We start from the raw sequence: 13,826 nt of genomic DNA on the forward strand, positions 1-13,826 counted from the left end.
ATCACCGGGCGGACAGACCCCGGTTCGCGGACGGCCCCGGGCTCCCGGGCGCGACGCGGGTCCGGAGGCTTCCTTCGAAGGGAACGACAGCATGAGCAGCGAATCGATCCGTACGGCGCCGGCGACGGGGCCCGGACGCCGGACGGTGGTGGCGGCGGTCGGCGCCGCGGGTCTCACCTGCGCGCTGACGGCCTGTTCTTCGAACGACGGCACCTCCGACGCGGCGGGCTCCGGCAAGGCCGCCGACGGCGGCTCGTCCGTCCTGGCCAGCACCTCCGACATCCCGGAGGGCGGTGGCAAGATCTTCGGCGGCGCGGGCGTGGTCGTCACCCAGCCGACGGCGGGCACCTTCAAGGCGTTCTCGTCCACCTGCACCCACCAGGGCTGCGCGGTCGGCTCGGTGGCGGACGGCGTGATCACCTGCCCGTGCCACAACAGCCAGTTCTCGGCGGCCGACGGCAGTGTGAAGCGGGGACCGGCTACCGAGCCGCTGCCGGCCAAGAAGATCACGGTCAGCGGGGACTCGATCAAGCTGGCGTGACCGGGCGGCGGAGCCGCGGAGAGCCAGGCGGCACCATTGCGCGGAACCTCCGCACCGGCCATCCTCTGCTGACGTGAGGTCGGGGAGAGCCGCCCCGCTCACGGGAACCGGAGGGAGCCGCATGACCGTCAGTCAGCGCCGCGGGCGCCGCATCATGATGAGCCCCGCGGAACTGGACACGTTCCTCACCGCGGAGCGGACCTGCCGGGTGGCCACCGTGTCGTCCGGCGGCGCACCGCACGTGAGCGCGCTGTGGTTCGTCTGGGACGGCGCCGCCCTGTGGCTGTACTCGGTGGTGCGCAGCAAGCGCTGGACCGACCTGGTCCGCGATCCGCGCGTGGCGGTCGTGGTGGACTCGGGCGAGGACTACGGGGAGCTGCGCGGCGCCGAGCTGTCCGGTGCGGTGGAGCGGGTGGGCGAGTCCCCGCGCACCGGTGAGCTCTGCGCCGAACTGGACGTCCCGGAGACGCTGTTCGCCCGGAAGTACTTCCAGCTGGAGGACATGCCGCACGACGGACGCCACGCCTGGCTGCGGCTGACACCGGAGAAGACCGTCTCCTGGGACTTCCGCAAACTCGGCGGGTAGGAGGGCACGGGCGGCCCGGCCCGCCCGTACCGCCCTAGACGTAACTGCGTGCCGGTCCGGGACGCGGTCCCAGGGCCGCCGCGACGGCGTCGGCGAGCGGACCGCTGTCCGCCTCGGTCAGCGTCGAGACGGTGATCCGCACGCCGGGCGGCGCGCTCAGCCGGTACCGGGCACCGGGGGCCACCGCCCACCCCGCGTGCTGCACGGCCGCGACGACCGACGTCTCGTCGGGCACGGGCACCCACACGTTCATGCCGCTGCGCCCGTGCGCCTCGACGCCGCGCCGGGCGAGAGCGCCGATCAGCAGGTCGCGCCGGTGCCCGTACGCCGCCGCCACGGCCGCGGGGTCGACAGCCCCGTCGGTCCACAGCCGCACGACGGCCCGCTGCACGATCCGGCTCACCCAGCCCGGCCCGAGCCGCTGCCTGCCGCGCACCCGGTCGAGGGTGACGGGGTCCCCGGTGAGCACGGCGAGCCGCAGGTCCGGCCCGTACGCCTTCGCCACCGAGCGGACGAACGCCCAGTTCCGGGAGGTGGTCCCCGCGAGCGGGTGCAGGGGCAGGTCGACGATGCCGCTGCCGTGGTCGTCCTCGATCAGCAGGGTCTCCGGGTACGCGCGCAGCACGGCGCGCAGTTCCCGCGCCCGGTCCTCCCCCACCGCGGCACCGGTCGGGTTCTGCGCGCGGTCGGTGACGATCAGGGCGCGCGCCCCGGCGGACAGGGCGTGCCGCACGTCCTCGGCGAGCGGCCCGTCGTCGTCGACGCCGACGGGGACGGTGCGCAGCCCGAGGGCCGGTACGAGGTCGAGGGTGCGGCCCCAGCCGGGGTCCTCCACGGCGACGGTGTCGCCGGGTCTGAGGTGGGCGGCGAGGACGCGTTCCACCGCGTCGAGGGAGCCGGAGGTGACGGCGACCGGGCCGTCCGGCACCCCGTCGGCGTCCAGGGCGGCACGCGCCCACCGCGCCAGCTCCGGCTCGACGGCGACCTCCCCGTACAGCACCGGTTCCCGGTCGCCCCGGGCGGCGGCGTCGGCGAACGCCCGCTCCAGGGACGGCAGCAGCGCGGGGTCCGGGTTGCCGGAGGACAGGTCGCGCACCCCGGTGGGCACCTCGCGCGGCGGCAGGTCCCGGCCGGTCGTGGCCGGGGCGGAGCGTACCCGGCTGCCGCGGCGCCCGGCGGTCTCGATGACCCCGCGCTCGCGCAGGGTGCGGTAGGCGGACGCGACGGTGTTCGGGTTCACGCCGAGTTCGGCGGCCAACTCCCGCAGGGGAGGCAGGGGTTGACCCGGTTGCAGCTCGCCCGTGCCGACCGCGCGTTCGATGCTCGCGGAAATCTCGGCGGCGCCCCGGCCTTCGATCCGATATGGTTCTAGCACAAACCACATTATGCACTAGTGCAATGGAGAACGCCATGCAGGGGACCCGGAACGAGACGCCGCGACAAGGTGCGTACACCCCGACCGACCGCACCGTTCCCACCCGCTCCGCCGAGCGCGCGTCGTACGACAAGGACGTGGTCCACGCGATTCTCGACGAGGGCCGGCTGTGCCACCTCGGATTCGTGCGCGACGGCGCGCCGGTGGTGCTGCCGACGCTCTACGCGCGGGTGGGCGAGCGGCTGTACGTGCACGGCTCGACGGGCTCGCGCCCGCTGCGGGCGGCGAACACCACCGACCCGGGGCTCGCGGTGTGCCTGACGGTGACGCACGTCGACGGCCTCGTACTGGCCCGCTCGGCCTTCCACCACTCGATGAACTACCGCTCCGTGGTGGTCCACGGCACCGCCCGCCCGGTGACGGACCCGGAGGAGAAGCGGGCCGCCCTGGACGCCCTGGTCGACCAGGTGGTGCCCGGCCGTTCCGCCGACTCCCGCCCCGCGAACGCCAAGGAGCTGGCGGCGACGGCCGTGCTCTCCGTCGACCTGGCGGAGGTCTCCGCGAAGATCCGCACCGGCGGCGTGAAGGACGAGCCGGAGGACCTCGCCCTGCCGCACTGGGCGGGCGTCGTGCCGCTCCAGCAGGGCTACCTCACCCCCCTGCCCGACGCCGAGCTGGCACCCGGCACCGAACTCCCGGACTACATCGCCTCGTTGTGACCACGGCGCACCCCACCGCGGTGCACCCCGGCCGCCCGCGCCCAGGCCGCCCGCGCCCCGGCGATACGCACCGCGACGGGGTGCGCCACGCGCCCGGCTCCCGTCACGAGGCCGCGCCGCGGGCGGCCAACGCGCCCTCGGCCGAGCCCGCTTCGCCCGCCGCCGCACCCGCCGCGTCCGCCGCGTCGCTCCCGCCGCCCGTCGTGGCGGGCGGCGGAGCGGACTGGGCGACGAAGGCGCCCACCAACACCACAGCACCGCCCACCAGTTGGGGCAACGACAGGTGTTCGCCGAGCAGGACCCACGCCAGCACGGTCGCGACGACCGCTTCGAGGCAGGCCACCACGCCCGCGATCTGGGGCGAGAGCCGGCGCACCGACAGCACACCGGTGACGTAGGCGAGGACCGTCGCGACGAGCACCACCCAGGCCAGCAGCAGCCACGCCGGAACGGCCGTGCGGTTCAGGTGCGCGGTGCCGCCGAGCACCGCCCAGTCCATGCTCCACGGGTGGGCCACGGCGGTGAGCACGACGGCTCCGACCAGCAGCCCGTAGGCGATGACACCGAGCGGGTCGGGGGCCGCCTCGCCCGCGTCGCCGCCCAGGTCGGAGAGCACGAAGTACCCCACCTGGCAGCAGGCGGCGCCGAGCGCGAGCAGCAGGCCCAGCGCGTCGAAGCGCAGCCCGGACCAGATCTCCACGACGCAGCTCAGCCCGCCCACCGCGAGGACGACACCCACGGCCGCGGCACGCGTGACGGGCCTGCGCTGCACGAACCGCACCCAGCCCAGGACCAGGGCGGGCGCCAGGTACTCCACGAGCAGGGCGACACCGACCGGGACGCGGGAGATCGCGGCGAAGTAGCAGGCCTGGACGCCGCCCACGGCCAGCAGCCCGTAGCCGACGAGCAGCACGGGCCGGGTGCGCACGAGGGACCGGCGCCGCCAGGCCACCGGCAGCATCACGACGGCGGCGCCCACGATGCGCAGCCACACCACGTGCAGGGGGTCGAGCCCGGCCTCGATCAACGGCTTGGCCGCGACCCCGGACCCGCCGAAGGCGAGCGCCGACACCAGCGCCAGACCGAGGGCGACGCCCCTTCCCCCACCACCGCGACCATCGTCAGACGTATGCACCGGCCCATGGTGACAGGCGAGGACATGACCGTCACTCGTTCTAGCACCTGTCTCGCCAACTGGACGCGGGCCGGGCACGGTCACGGACGGCCGCCCGTCCCCGGCCGGCCGGGGGGGGACAGCGGGGGCTCAGGTGCCGGAGCCCGCCGCGCCCTCCCCCACGCACTCGTCGGCCTCGGGACCGGGTGCCGTGAACTCGCCGACGCGGGCGAGCAGTTCGCGCGCGTCGAGACCCGCGCGGGACAGCACCTCGACCGCGCGTGCCCCGGGGTCGGTGAGGATCGCCACGAGAAGGTCGATGCCGTGCGCGGCGCCGTCGCCGCGCAGCAGGGCGCGTTCGCGGGCGAGGTCCATGGTGGCGGCGGCCAGCGGCGACCAGCCTTCGGCGTCGGCGGTCGCGAGCGCGGGGGTCAGGACCCCGCACTCCTCCACGACGCCCTGCCAGCGCAGTCCGTAGCCGATGCTGCGCTGGACGAGGTAGCCGAGCAGCCGCGCGGTCTGCGGGCCGTCGCCGAAGGCGGCGAACACGTCCGGGTCCGACTCCAGGAGCGTGTGCAGCAGATGGGCCGTGTCGATCTGGCGGTCCCCGTCCCGCACCGCCCGGCGGCGGGCACTCGCGACCACCGCCGCCAGTTCGTCGCTGAGGCCGGCGTCGTCGCCGGTTCGGTGGCCGGCCGGCTCGTGAGCGGGCTGCCGGGGGATACGGGGTTGCACATCTCCCACCTCACCAGTCCCCGGCGGCCGGAACATCCCCGGCGGGAACCATTCGCGCGTCCCACGACGTGCTGACCCGGCGTCCGGGAATCTCCTCCTTGGGGATGAGATCAGGCGCTATCGCCCCGAGGGGCGCACGCCGGGCGACGGCGCGCCCCACGCGCAACCGGGTGCCGCCGGCCGGACGTCCCACAGGGACGTGGAGGACGGGTCCTGGCTGGTGACGCTGCCCGCGGTCGACGGCAGACGGTACGTGTACCGGGTGTACGCGCCGGGGAACGCCCTGCCCGCCGACCTGTTCTGGCAGGCGTGGCACTGCCACGACGAGGGACCGCACCCGCGGGCGTGGGACCTGTTCGACGCGGCGGAGATACGACGGCTGGAGTGACGGTGTCCCGGGCGGCGCCGGACGGGACGGGACCGGCCGGGCGGCCGGGGCGCCGGCGGACCGAGCCCGCCTGCGGGCGCACACGGACCCCGGCCGGGGACGCGCGAGTGCCCCGCGGAGTTCTCCGCGGGGCACTCGTTCCGTGCGTCCGGCTGCCGCGGGCCACGGGGGCCCGGACGGCTCAGTCCTCGTCGGCGAGGATCAGGTACAGCTTCTTGCGGGTCTCGTGGACCACGGCGAGCGCCTTCTCGCGCTGCTCCTTGGTGCCGGTCTTCCAGACCTGGCCGAAGGCCTCCATCAGACCGAATCCGGCCTGGCGGATGTCGTTCAGCGCCTCACGGTCGACACCGCGCGAGGCCTCGTCCCAGGGGGCGTCGGCCACGTCGGCGGCCGCGGTACGGCCCTCCTCGGTGAGCGAGAACAGCTTCTTGCCGCCCTCGGACTCGCTGACGATCAGACCCTCGTCCTCCATCATCTGGAGCGCGGGGTAGACCGAACCCGGGCTGGGCTTCCAGGCGCCGTCGGTGCGCTCGGCGATCTCCTGGATCATCTCGTAGCCGTGCATCGGGCGGTCCTTCAGCAGGGCGAGGATCGACGCGCGCACATCGCCGCGCCGTGCCCTGCCCCTCGGCCCTCCGCGCCCTCGTGGCCCCCAGGGGCCGGGACCGAAGCCCGGTCCGCCGAAGCCACCGAAGCCGCCGGGACCCCCGGGGCCACCGGGCCCGCCGGGACCGAACGGGCCGAAGGCACCGCGTCGTCCGTCGAATCCACCCCGGCCACCGTGTCGTCCGGGCCTGCCGTGTCCACGTTCGAAGTTTTCGGAACGCATCGCCATCACTCCATCCATCGTTGATCGGTCGCGATGCGTCAACGATATATCGGAACTAGTCGGATGACAACCCCCTGCCGTGAGCCGGTCCGCGGGCCGCCCCGTAGCGTCGGCCCCATGCGCATTCGAATTGTCGACGCCTTCACCGACCGTCCCTTCTCGGGCAACCCGGCCGGAGTGCTGCTCCTGGACTCCTTCCCCTCCGACGACCGGCTCCAGCAGGTGGCCCTGGAGGTCAACCACTCCGAGACCGCGTTCACCCACCGGCTGCCCCCGGGCGGCGAGGCCGACTGGGCACTGCGCTGGTTCACCCCGGCCACCGAGGTCGCCATGTGCGGCCACGCCACGCTCGCCGCGGCCCACGTGCTGTTCACCACCGGCGCGCACGAGGGTCCCGTACGGTTCGCCACCCACAGCGGTGTGCTCGTGGCGACGCCCGCGGCCGACGGCGGGATCGTGCTCGACTTTCCGACCGCGCCGCTCACCCCGGTCGCGGTGCCGGACGGCATCGCGGAGGCCCTGGGCGCGACACCGCACTCGGCGTTCGACACCGGCCCGGCCGTCGGCGACCTGCTGCTCGACCTCGGCGACGAGAAGACGGTGCGCGGTCTCACCCCCGACCACCGCGCCCTCACCCGGCACTCGGCCCGCGGCATCATCGCCACGGCGCCGGCCGCCAGGGCCGACGCCGGGTACGACTACGTGTCCCGCTGCTTCTTCCCCGGCGTCGGCATCAACGAGGACCCGGTCACGGGCAGCGCGCACACCGCACTGGCCCCGTACTGGTCCGACCGTCTGGGCCGGCCCGTCCTCACCGGCCTTCAGGCGTCGCCCCGTTCGGGCCTGGTCGGCACGGAGGTACGCGGTGCCCGCACCCTGCTCACGGGGCGCGCGGTCACGGTCGTGGACGGTGAACTGCTGGCGTAGTCACGGCAGTTCGGGAATCGGCCCGGTACCCGGCGGCGCGGTACGCACGCGCACCGGGGCCGGGGCCGGGGCCGGGGCGGGCGTGCCCGGCGCCCTCAGGCCGTGGGCAGCCAGCCCACCTTGCCCGCGAGCAGCGCGTAGCCGACGAACGCCCCGATGTCGAGCAGGGAATGCGCCACCACCAGCGGGCCCACCCGGCCCCAGCGGCGGTAGAGGAGGACGAAGACCACGCCCATCGCGACGTTGCCGAGGAACCCGCCGATGCCCTGGTAGAGGTGGTACGAGCCGCGCAGTACGGAACTGGCCACCAGCGCGGCCGCCGGCGTCCAGCCGAGCCGGTCCAGGCGGCGCAGCAGATAGCCCACGACGACGACCTCTTCGAGCACGGCGTTCTGCACCGCCGAGAGGATCAGCACGGGGAACTTCCACCAGACGTCGGGCAACGCCTCGGGAACCACCGTGAGGTTGAAGCCGAGGCCCCTGGCCGTCAGGTAGAAGGCGATTCCGGTACTGCCGATGACCGCCGCGACCGCCGCCCCGCGCCCGAGGTCCGGCCACGGGCGGGTGCGGTCGAAGCCGAGCGTGCGCAGACTCGCGCCCTCGCGCAGCAGGAAGTGGGCGACCAGCGCGACGGGCACGAGCGCCGTCGCGATGCCGAACAACTGCCACGCCAGATCCAGCCACGGACGGCCGGGGGCCTGCGAGCCGACGAGCGTTGCCGCCTGGTCCTTCAGACCCCCCGGTTTGGTGACCGATCCGACAAAGCTGATCAGGGCCGACACACCGCTCGCACCGAGCGAAAGCCCCAGAACGAGCAGGGTCTCGTCCCGCAGGATCCGCCGCGACGGCCCCTCCTGAGGAAAGGAATCGGCCACCGGGCCCGCCTCCGCCTGCACACCTGCCTCCAGTTGAGTAATCCCGCCTCATGCCCATCTTCGCCCCGCTAGGGTCTCGAAAGAAATTCCGAAGATCGTGCGCGACAGGCCGTTTAAAGGGGGCGTCCCCGTGCGGGGGCGTACTTCCTCCGACCGGCGTGCGACCGGATTCCGGTACGTGTTCACCGAAGTTCATCCGAGGAAGCAACAGGGAGGGGCACCACCCTATGGGACGTCACAGCTTGCCCGACGGGTTCGGCGCGGGCGCGAGCGACCCCCGTCCACGCACACGCGGCAGAACCGTCGCCCTCGCCACGGCCCTCGTGCTCACCGTCGCCGCCGGCACCGCGGTCGCGGCCAACAGCGGCCTGCTCTCGTTCGGTTCCTCCTGCGAGGACGACGCGATACGGCTGAAGCTGGCCGTCTCCCCGGACATCGCCCCGGCGCTCAAGTCGGCCGCCGCACGGGCGCGGGACCAGGGGATCACCTCCGACGGCAGGTGCCTCACCGTGAGCGTCAGCGCCGTCGACTCGTACAAGGCCGCCGACACCCTGCGGTCCGGCGGCAAACCGGACGCGCAGGTGTGGGTGCCGGACGCGGACGTGTGGGTGGAGCGCATCACCTCCGACGCCAAGGCGACCCAGGTGACCCCGGCGGGCAACGTGGCCTCGACCCCCGTCGGCGTGGCGATGGTCCCGACGGCCGCGCGGTCCCTGGGATGGCCGAAGAAGACGTACAGCTGGGTGGAGCTGGCCGGTGCCACCATGCAGGACGACTCGCTGAAGCTGGGCGCCGCCGACCCCGCCCGCAGCGCGACGGGCCTGCTCGCGCTCACCCAGATCGGCGCGGCCGCCGCCAAGGTGAAGGGCGGCGACACCCAGGCCGCGGCCATGATGAAGACCCTGTCGGAGCGGATATCCGACACCGACGGCCAGGTCGTCGACACGCTGCCGCGCGACTCCTCGGGCACCGAGCAGGGCAATCCGAAGCGCAACCAGGCGCTGATCCTCACCGAGCAGGCGGCCTACGCGCACAACTCCACCGCTCCGGACGCCAAGTTGGACTTCTTCTACCCCAAGGACGGTTCACCGCGGCTGGACTTCCCCTACGCGCTCGTCGACCAGGCGGACCTGACGACGGACGAGAGCCGTGCCGCGATCCGGTTCATGACGTACCTGCGGCTGCCGGCCCAGCGCCGCCTGCTGGAGGACCACGGGTTCCGGGTGGACGAGGAGGAGACCCCGAAGTCCCTGATCACCGCGGCCGGTGGCAGCAGTCCGCAGCCGTACGCGGCGGCGTCACCGCAGCCGGCCTCGGACGCCGCGCTCCAGGAGGCGCTGGGCATGTGGACGATCACGGTGCAGAGTGCCCGCATCACGACGGTGGTCGACGCGTCCTCGTCGATGTCGGAGCCGGTGACCGGTTCGGACCAGTCGCGCATGGACGTCACCAAGGCCTCGCTGCTCCAGGCGCTCGCCACCTTCACGCCGGAGGACGAGATCGGGCTGTGGGAGTTCTCCACGAAGCTGGACGGCGACAAGGACTACCGCGTCCTCGTGCCGACCGAGCGGCTCGGCGACTCCCGGAGCGGTGTCACCCAGCGCGACCGCCTCTCCGCGGCCTTCAGCGACCTCCAGCCGGTCCCGGACGGGGCGACGGGTCTGTACGACACGGCGCTCGCGGCGTACAAGGCGGCCACGTCGTCCTACGTGGACGGCAAGTTCAACGCGCTGGTGGTGCTCACCGACGGGGTCAACCAGGACCCGGGCAGCATCTCCCGCTCGACGCTGATGAACGAACTCCAGAAGCTCAACAACCCCGAGCGCCCCGTGCCGTTGATCATGATCGCGGTGGGTCCGGACGCCGACAAGGACGAGGCCGAGCAGATCGCCGAGGCGACGGGCGGCTCGGGCCACGAGGTCACCGACCCCGCGGAGATCCACTCCGTCATCCTCAACGCCATCGTGCAGGCGGGTGCCACGGCCTCACTGGGCTGACCCCGGCACCACCGCCCTCGCCACCCCCCACACCGAACTCCCTTGCACGGCGACCCCGTTGACGTCCGCCCGGCACACCGGCCGGCATCCCCGCGGCACCGCGCCACGACGCGCGCCGCACGGTGCCCCACGAACTCCCCCGCCGCACAGGGCGATTCAGGCGCCCTCGCCGCTCACCCCCAGCGGCACCGGGTCGGGCAGGCCCACCGGCCACGTGTGCACCGGCTCCCCGTCGTGCATCAGGTCGCGGTAGCGCCGGGTGGTGGCGGCCAGCGCGGCGTCCCGGTCGAGCCCCTGCTCCAGGGCGAGATGGAACGTGTCGGCCTGCCAGGACGCGCCGTTGACCCGGCGCCGGCAGCGCTCGTCGATGACCCCGAGGTAGTGGTCGCGGTCGGCCGGCTCCACCCCCCACGCGTCGAGCCCGGCCTCGGCGAGCGGCAGCAGCTCGTCGCGGATCAGCGTGACCGCGTCGACCTCGGCCGTGCCGCCGAGCCGGCCGCGCCGCGGCCACTCGAACCGCGCGTCGATCCCGTACCGGCACGCGGCCTCGAAGTTGGCGGCCGCCGCGGAGAAGGGCAGCCTGTTCCACACCGGTCGCTGCTCGTCGGCGAGGGCACGCACCAGGCCGTAGTAGAAGGCGGCGTTGGCGATGACGTCGGTGACGGTGGGGCCGGCGGGGAGCACGCGGTTCTCCACACGCAGGTGCGGCACACCGTCCGCGACGTCGTAGACGGGGCGGTTCCAGCGGTACACCGTGCCGTTGTGCAGGACGAGTTCGGCGAGCTTCGGCGTGCCGCCCGCCTCAACGACCTTGATCGGGTCCTCGTCGTCGCAGATCGGCAGCAGCGCCGGGTAGTAGCGCAGGTTCTCGTCGAAGAGCTCGTACGCCGAGGAGATCCAGCGCTCCCCGAACCAGGTGCGGGGCCGTACGCCCTGGCGTTGCAGTTCGGGCGGGCGGGTGTCGGTGGACTGCTGGAACAGCGGGGGCCGTGACTCGCGCCACAGCTCACGGCCGAACAGGAACGGCGAGTTGGCGCCGACGACGATCTGCGCGGCACTGGCCGCCTGGGCGGCGTTCCACACGTCGGCGAAGCGCGACGGAGTGACCTGGAGGTGCAGTTGCACCGAGGTGCACGCGGCCTCCGGGACGATCGACTTCGACGTGCAGGTCAGCCGCTCCACGCCCTCGATGTCGAGCGTGAAGTCCTCGCCCCGCGCGGCGACGATCTGATCGTTGAGAAGGGCGTACCGGTCGACGTCGGAGAGGTTGGACGAGACCAGGTCGTCCCGGGCCAGGGTCGGCAGAATACCGATCATGACAATTCCGGCGTCGAGTTCCCGGGCTTTCCGTTCGGCATATGCCAGGGAAGTGCGGATCTCCTCGGTGAGCCGGTCGAATACGCGGCCGTCCAACCGGTGTGGGGCAATGTTGACTTCCAGGTTGAACATGGCGAGTTCTGTTTGGAAATCGCGGCTCGCAATACGTTCGAGCACTTGGCCATTCATCATTCGAGGCATGCCGTCGGAGCCGGCGAGATTCAATTCGATCTCCAGCCCCATCAGGTTCTGCGGGCTGTCGAACCGCTCCTCCTCCAGCAACCGCTCCAGTCCCGCCAGGCACTGCCGCAGCTTGTCGCGGTAGCGCTGGCGGTCGGACAGGTCGAACGGCCCTGCCACGACCTTCTCTCCCATCGAAGCGTCCCTCCTCGGATGGGCAGGCCGAAGTCCGGCCGTTGGTGTCCCAAGTCAGCTTGGATGATGCCCCGCCCTGGCGATTGATAACGCCCCCGCGCCGGCCCGACAGCCACTAGGCTGGTCGTGCTGACCGGAGGCACATTCACCGGGCATGAGGCGTCCGGGGCTCCGGGTACCCTTCCGGCCTCGTGAAAAACGCCGACGAGAACCGGCCTACCGCGTTCGCGGTGAAGTGCCAGGGCACCTCGTTCCAACCGGCCCGGAATCGGGATCATTACCCCGTATCGGCGACCGAAAAGTTTCTTGCTTTTCGCCCCGGAAGCGATTAGCCGAAACATTGTATGAACACGTGTCGTATAAACTCTGCCGACAAGGCAGAAGGTTGGCGCCCACGGTCCCGCGTCCCGCCGTCGCCGTGACGCACGGCAGGCCGCAAACGCACCTCCCCCTTTTTTTCAAAGACCCCGGCCCCCGCCCCTCTGACCCGCGAGGTGACAGCGCCGTCCCGCCCCTGCCCTCGCGCCACCGTGCCTGTCGAATGAGAGGCGACACACCATGCCGCTGCATGTCCCCCAGGCTCCCGCGCCCGCACTGCGTTCCGTCCTCGCGGCCCTCGCGTCCCCCACCGCGGTCCGCGAGGCCCGCACTCCCGCCCTGCTGATCAACACCGACCAGCCCCTCACCGCCGAACGCCCGCTGCCCGTCCACGTGTTGGACCGGCTCACCGCGGAGGGAGCGTCGTCGACCCGGCTCGCCGGGTGGCGCTTCCTGATCCGCCGCGGTGACCGGGTCGTGGCCGCGGCGGAATCCAAGCCGACCGCCGACGGATGGGTGTTCTCGCACTTCGTCCACGGCCCCTACATCGCCGCCACCGAACAGGCCCTGCGCCAGGCCGAGTCGGTCCCGCAGGCCTACCAGCCGCGTCTGCTGTCCGTACCCGGGCTCTACATGCTCACCCTCTGGCTGCACGGAGACACGTCCGCGGACGGCGCGGCGGGGCATCCGGCCGCCACCGACCTGCTCGTCCCCCTGGCGCCGGCGCCGCCCGGCATCGCCGCCCACCGCCCGCACCGCTTCGCCGAACTGCTCCCCGTCCTCACCCACCGCGCGACACCCGTGCCGCTGCTCGGCTCACCGGCCTGACCCGGCCCGACCGCCGAGAGCGACCACGCGACCCACCACGCGTACCCCGTTCCCGCCCCGTGCGGCGACGGGGTACGCGGTCGCGTGCCCCCGGCCCCCTCTCCACTCCCCCGCCCCCGCTCACCCACCCGTCCGGACCTGTTACGCGCGGTCACTCCAACCCCCGGGAAGGACAGGCAAGTTGGCGGCAACCCGGCACCCGGGTGACACGTCTTCAACCTGTGAGGGGCTGTGCCGCGAAATACCTGCGGATCCGGCCCGCTGGGGCAACACTGGGTCGCGACGCACTTCCCGCGACGCGGGCGGCCCCGGAGACTCCGGAACCAGCCGGCCCGCGCACCGCGGGAGACAACACCACAGCAGTCCCACACATCGCCAGAGCGGAAGACCCCAGTTATGTGCCAGCACCAGCCCCCGTGCCCGACAGCAGAGTCCGCCGACCGGGAGTCCGCCCGTCTGGTGGCCCACCACCCCGAACAGGGCTGGAGCCTGCTGTGCAACGGCGTCCTCCTGTTCGAGGACACCGGCGAAATCCTGCCGGACGGTCAGATCATCGCGCCCCACCGCCCGCAGGGCACCGGCCTGATCGCCACCGCCGTGTAGCCACCGCGGCGCGAACAGACAGCTCACGGGCACGCGACGGCGCCCGCACCGCGCCGTACGACGCAGCCCGTCGACATCCGGGGTCGGATCGCGGGAAGTTGCCGCGTGCCGGCCCCGACGTGTGTCCGCGCGGGCTGCGCAAGCGGTGGATGCGCGGCGCGGCGGTCCGGGCGCGGACGCCCCGTCGCACCGTGCGCGTCGCGCGCCCCAAAGCCTGCTCGCCGAGCGGTAGTTGACCCCACCCGCACCGGTCGCCCCACAGTGCCCTCCTGTACAAACGCACATGCGCGGCCCAACCG

Annotated in this window: 14 protein-coding genes; 8 read left to right on the forward strand and 6 right to left on the reverse strand. The window is 73.0% G+C overall.

Going from position 1 to position 13,826, the window contains the following annotated elements; all coding sequences use genetic code 11:
• Window positions 1-91: 91 nt before the first annotated feature.
• Together ACFZA0_RS16245 and ACFZA0_RS16250 are read left to right on the forward strand one after the other, a co-directional pair.
• Window positions 92-541, forward strand: a complete 450-nt coding sequence (locus ACFZA0_RS16245) for a Rieske 2Fe-2S domain-containing protein (protein WP_391016453.1) — start codon at window positions 92-94, stop codon at window positions 539-541.
• Between the two features lie 121 nt (window positions 542-662).
• A complete protein-coding gene (locus tag ACFZA0_RS16250; RefSeq protein ID WP_391016456.1) occupies window positions 663-1,127 on the forward strand; it encodes a pyridoxamine 5'-phosphate oxidase family protein in 465 nt (154 codons plus the stop codon).
• 34 nt (window positions 1,128-1,161) lie between these two features.
• Here the strand turns inward: ACFZA0_RS16250 and ACFZA0_RS16255 are convergent, their stop codons facing one another.
• Window positions 1,162-2,502: an aminotransferase class I/II-fold pyridoxal phosphate-dependent enzyme gene (locus ACFZA0_RS16255; protein WP_391016459.1), complete on the reverse strand. Its 1,341-nt coding sequence runs from the start codon at window positions 2,500-2,502 to the stop codon at window positions 1,162-1,164.
• A gap of 35 nt (window positions 2,503-2,537) precedes the next feature.
• Between ACFZA0_RS16255 and ACFZA0_RS16260 the strand changes: the two genes are divergently transcribed.
• Window positions 2,538-3,221, forward strand: a complete 684-nt coding sequence (locus ACFZA0_RS16260; protein WP_391016462.1) for a pyridoxamine 5'-phosphate oxidase family protein — start codon at window positions 2,538-2,540, stop codon at window positions 3,219-3,221.
• A gap of 103 nt (window positions 3,222-3,324) precedes the next feature.
• Here the strand turns inward: ACFZA0_RS16260 and ACFZA0_RS16265 are convergent, their stop codons facing one another.
• Window positions 3,325-4,356 (reverse strand): EamA family transporter, encoded by a 1,032-nt coding sequence (locus ACFZA0_RS16265; RefSeq protein WP_391016465.1) that lies wholly within the window; start codon window positions 4,354-4,356, stop codon window positions 3,325-3,327.
• Window positions 4,357-4,485: 129 nt separating this feature from the next.
• Window positions 4,486-5,070, reverse strand: coding sequence for a Clp protease N-terminal domain-containing protein (locus ACFZA0_RS16270; RefSeq protein ID WP_391016468.1), 585 nt, complete (start codon window positions 5,068-5,070; stop codon window positions 4,486-4,488).
• Window positions 5,071-5,269: 199 nt separating this feature from the next.
• Between ACFZA0_RS16270 and ACFZA0_RS16275 the strand changes: the two genes are divergently transcribed.
• Entirely contained in the window at window positions 5,270-5,458 is a 189-nt protein-coding gene (locus ACFZA0_RS16275; RefSeq protein WP_391016583.1) for a hypothetical protein, read from the forward strand.
• Window positions 5,459-5,639: 181 nt separating this feature from the next.
• Here ACFZA0_RS16275 and ACFZA0_RS16280 read toward each other — a convergent pair whose 3' ends face one another.
• Window positions 5,640-6,287, reverse strand: coding sequence for a helix-turn-helix transcriptional regulator (locus ACFZA0_RS16280; protein ID WP_391016470.1), 648 nt, complete (start codon window positions 6,285-6,287; stop codon window positions 5,640-5,642).
• A 117-nt stretch (window positions 6,288-6,404) separates the two neighbouring features.
• Between ACFZA0_RS16280 and ACFZA0_RS16285 the strand changes: the two genes are divergently transcribed.
• Window positions 6,405-7,214 (forward strand): PhzF family phenazine biosynthesis isomerase, encoded by an 810-nt coding sequence (locus ACFZA0_RS16285; RefSeq protein WP_391016473.1) that lies wholly within the window; start codon window positions 6,405-6,407, stop codon window positions 7,212-7,214.
• Window positions 7,215-7,309: 95 nt separating this feature from the next.
• On the opposite strand, the gene ACFZA0_RS16290 is transcribed toward ACFZA0_RS16285, so the two are convergent.
• Entirely contained in the window at window positions 7,310-8,110 is an 801-nt protein-coding gene (locus ACFZA0_RS16290) for a type II CAAX prenyl endopeptidase Rce1 family protein (protein ID WP_391016475.1), read from the reverse strand.
• Window positions 8,111-8,316: 206 nt separating this feature from the next.
• Between ACFZA0_RS16290 and ACFZA0_RS16295 the strand changes: the two genes are divergently transcribed.
• The gene (locus ACFZA0_RS16295; protein WP_391016478.1) at window positions 8,317-10,086 is read left to right on the forward strand and encodes a substrate-binding domain-containing protein; all 1,770 of its coding nucleotides are present in this window, start codon (window positions 8,317-8,319) and stop codon (window positions 10,084-10,086) included.
• A 156-nt stretch (window positions 10,087-10,242) separates the two neighbouring features.
• Here ACFZA0_RS16295 and ACFZA0_RS16300 read toward each other — a convergent pair whose 3' ends face one another.
• Window positions 10,243-11,778: a glutamate--cysteine ligase gene (locus tag ACFZA0_RS16300; RefSeq protein ID WP_391016481.1), complete on the reverse strand. Its 1,536-nt coding sequence runs from the start codon at window positions 11,776-11,778 to the stop codon at window positions 10,243-10,245.
• 558 nt (window positions 11,779-12,336) lie between these two features.
• Here ACFZA0_RS16300 and ACFZA0_RS16305 point away from each other — a divergent pair.
• Entirely contained in the window at window positions 12,337-12,924 is a 588-nt protein-coding gene (locus ACFZA0_RS16305; protein ID WP_391016483.1) for a hypothetical protein, read from the forward strand.
• Window positions 12,925-13,320: 396 nt separating this feature from the next.
• Window positions 13,321-13,527: a DUF5999 family protein gene (locus ACFZA0_RS16310; protein WP_391016485.1), complete on the forward strand. Its 207-nt coding sequence runs from the start codon at window positions 13,321-13,323 to the stop codon at window positions 13,525-13,527.
• Window positions 13,528-13,826: the final 299 nt, after the last annotated feature.

The organism is Streptomyces sp. NPDC008150 (assembly GCF_042956945.1).
GTDB lineage: Bacteria > Actinomycetota > Actinomycetes > Streptomycetales > Streptomycetaceae > Streptomyces.

Coding starts and splice junctions, on each gene's coding strand:
- ACFZA0_RS16245 (WP_391016453.1), top strand. CDS start 92: ATGAGCAGCGAATCGATCCGTACGGCGCCGGCGACGGGGCCCGGACGC.
- ACFZA0_RS16250 (WP_391016456.1), top strand. CDS start 663: ATGACCGTCAGTCAGCGCCGCGGGCGCCGCATCATGATGAGCCCCGCG.
- ACFZA0_RS16260 (WP_391016462.1), top strand. CDS start 2,538: ATGCAGGGGACCCGGAACGAGACGCCGCGACAAGGTGCGTACACCCCG.
- ACFZA0_RS16280 (WP_391016470.1), bottom strand. CDS start 6,287: ATGCGTTCCGAAAACTTCGAACGTGGACACGGCAGGCCCGGACGACAC.
- ACFZA0_RS16285 (WP_391016473.1), top strand. CDS start 6,405: ATGCGCATTCGAATTGTCGACGCCTTCACCGACCGTCCCTTCTCGGGC.
- ACFZA0_RS16295 (WP_391016478.1), top strand. CDS start 8,317: ATGGGACGTCACAGCTTGCCCGACGGGTTCGGCGCGGGCGCGAGCGAC.
- ACFZA0_RS16300 (WP_391016481.1), bottom strand. CDS start 11,778: ATGGGAGAGAAGGTCGTGGCAGGGCCGTTCGACCTGTCCGACCGCCAG.
- ACFZA0_RS16305 (WP_391016483.1), top strand. CDS start 12,337: ATGCCGCTGCATGTCCCCCAGGCTCCCGCGCCCGCACTGCGTTCCGTC.
- ACFZA0_RS16310 (WP_391016485.1), top strand. CDS start 13,321: ATGTGCCAGCACCAGCCCCCGTGCCCGACAGCAGAGTCCGCCGACCGG.